Annotated in this window: 4 protein-coding genes; 2 read left to right on the top strand and 2 right to left on the bottom strand. The window is 37.8% G+C overall.

What is annotated here, in order from left to right:
* A partial coding sequence (locus tag MV676_RS07730) for a glycosyltransferase family 39 protein (protein ID WP_297446480.1) occupies positions 1–569 on the bottom strand: 569 nt, incomplete at its 3' end.
* Positions 541–798 (bottom strand): hypothetical protein, encoded by a 258-nt coding sequence (locus MV676_RS07725; protein ID WP_297446478.1) that lies wholly within the window; start codon positions 796–798, stop codon positions 541–543. The genes MV676_RS07730 and MV676_RS07725, both read right to left, overlap by 29 nt.
* 67 nt (positions 799–865) lie before the next feature.
* Here MV676_RS07725 and MV676_RS07720 point away from each other — a divergent pair, with 67 nt between their 5' ends.
* On the top strand, positions 866–2,425 hold the full coding sequence (locus MV676_RS07720) for a glycosyltransferase family 39 protein (RefSeq protein WP_297446476.1): 1,560 nt from the start codon (positions 866–868) through the stop codon (positions 2,423–2,425).
* Positions 2,412–2,700: glycosyltransferase (locus MV676_RS07715; protein WP_297446474.1), on the top strand; the 289-nt coding region annotated here is incomplete at its 3' end. The genes MV676_RS07720 and MV676_RS07715, both read left to right, overlap by 14 nt.

The following is a 2,700-nucleotide window of genomic DNA, read 5'->3' as shown; positions in this document are numbered from 1 at the left end:
GAGAAAAACTGTATGGCTGGAAGACCTTTTGTCAGAAGTGCAAACGATGTAAACATGTATCCAGTAATCCAGGCTGCAAGTTCTCTCTGTTTCTCAAAGAAGAAAAACCATCCCAACGTGGCTAAAGTAATCAGTAGAGAGAAGAGGGTATCGGGTTCACATTTTGAGCCGTAGCCAATCAGAACTATATAAAACGTAGAATAGATAATAGCACTGAATAGAGCAACTCTTTCTTTGAAGAAGTGTTTGTTTACGTAAAATAGAACAACAGATGTTAAAACCACAGAAATGGCAGAAGGCAATCTGAGCGAAAATTCTGAAACCTCCCCTAATAACACTGAAATAGCTGAAGTTATCCACTCATGAAAAGGGGGTTTTTTAAAGTAGGGAATTCCAAGAACTGTTGGTTGAAAAAAATCTTTTTTGATTAACATTTCTAAAGTGATAATTCCCCTTCTGGGTTCCTCGTGAATTAAGATAAAAACCCAGATGTTCACGATTAGAGTTAAAAAAAGTAGAGTTAAAAACCACTTTAAAAATCTACTTTCCCAGCTTTCCTCTACTTTCACCGACTTCTCGAAAGGCCTCTTGAGGAACATCCGGTTTTTCTCCAATAGGGCTGAATTCAACGTCAATATAGTTACAGTTGGGACATTTATAGTAGCTTATCCACATAGAAGTTGAACCGATTATATCGGAAACTTCCCCATTTTTGTTAACGTCGCGAGAGCCCAGGTATTCGAACTCACTAACATTTCCGCAGTTTGAACACTTCATCAGTTTTCTAAACGTTTTCATAACTCCTCTTTTCGGTATTTGGGATATACTTTCTAACGTCAGAAATTTATGCAAAAGGTAGGCAGTTATGAACAGGAGGAGTCTTTTTATACTTGGAATTCTTTCTCTCTTACTTCTTGTTTTACCGAATGGCTTTTACTCAGCTTTTGATAAAGATGAGCCCAAGTATCTTGAAGCTGCCTATGAAATGGTTAAAAATGGGGACTATATAACGCCCTACTATAACTACGAGTACAGGTTTGATAAACCCATACTTGTTTACTGGTTAATAGCCCTCGGATATAAAATCTTTGGAGTTGGGGAATTTGGAGGAAGATTTTTTGTTTCCTTATGTGGATTCCTAACGATTTTATTGGTTTACTGGTGGTTATGTAGGTGGAAAAGTGAAAAATTTGCATTCTGGAGCTCCCTTGTTCTTCTTTCTTTACTGGACTTTATAGTAATGTCTTCTGTAGCGATGCCGGATATAGTTCTTACTTTTTTCATTACGGCTTCACTTATTTTCTTTTTTGAGGGTTATCATAGAAGGAGTACGAACTTTTACAGGCTGGCATTCCTCTTTTCAGGGTTGGCTACTTTAACTAAGGGACCTGTAGGCCTGGTTCTTCCCGGCCTTATAGCTGTAGTTTATTTGATTTTGCGAAGAGATTTAACTAAAACACTAAAAACTATACCATGGTTTTCAGGATTTGCAATTTATTTTACCGTTGTCCTTCCCTGGTATGGAGCAGTTCTGTATAAGCATGGTTATCAATTTTTTAAAGATTTCATAATTTTTCATAATATTCAGCGCTTTACAGGAAAAATACCAGGTCATCCGACCGAATGGTGGTATTATTTAGCTAATTACTTCTGGATTTTTCTTCCGTATTCTCTTTTCTTCCCTTTTGCAGTATATCGGATTTTTAAAGAAAAAAGGATATGGGGGGATAGTATTCTGGAGTATTCCACTGTTTGGTTTTTTGTCGTTTTCCTGTTCTTCCAGATAGCTCATACTAAGCTGGCTCACTACTTGCTTCCCTCGTTTCCTGCCTTTGCTGTGGTAACTACCTGGTACCTTTTCCGGTTAAACACAAAAGTCCCTCTGTATCTTACAGCGTTTCTTTTTACAACACTGGCGCTTGCAGGTGGAGTTTTCTGGAGTATGAAGCAGTGGCCTATAATAGGACTCTTGTTTGTAGTGCCTCCGCTTTTGGGGGTCTGGTGGGCGGTTTGGAGTAAAGATGCTCTGAGACCTATAACTGCTGGCTTTATTGCAGGAATGGTTCTGTTTAAGTGGGTGACACTTCCCTCTCTGGAACCCCTTAGAGCAAAGCCTTACGTTGCAAAAAGAGTTGCTGAGATTAGAAAATCATGTAAGGAGTGCAAGGTCGTATTTTTAGACTATTCAAGTCCAGAGATAGTTTACTACTATAGATTGGGCAAACTGGAAAATCTTCCTTTTAACAGGGTAAGGAAATTGCTTAAAGAGGAAAGGCCGGTTCTTGTGATAACGAGAGAAAATAGATTAAAAAAACTGAAGGGAGTGAAATTTTATGAGCTGATGAGGAAGAGGGAGTTACTTCCTAAACACTCTATAGTGGTTATATCTAACTATCCTGAGGAGAAGATTCATGGCAGGAGTTAATAAAAAAATTTCCATTGTAATCCCGGTTTTTAATGAAGAGAAAAACGTTCCTATACTTTATAAAAGGTTGAAAGAAGTTTTGGGTAAACTTCCATATGATTACGAAATAATTTTTGTAAATGATGGTAGCACAGATAAAACCGGGAAAATACTTGAAGAAATAGCAAAGGAGGATAAAAAAGTTAAGGTAATTGAATTTGCGAGAAACTTTGGACAGACTCCTGCGATGGTGGCAGGAATGGATTATGCGACTGGAGACGTAATAATTACAATGG

Source organism: Desulfurobacterium sp. (assembly GCF_027028515.1).
GTDB lineage: Bacteria > Aquificota > Aquificia > Desulfurobacteriales > Desulfurobacteriaceae > Desulfurobacterium_A.
This window is presented reverse-complemented; position numbering and strand designations above follow the sequence as displayed.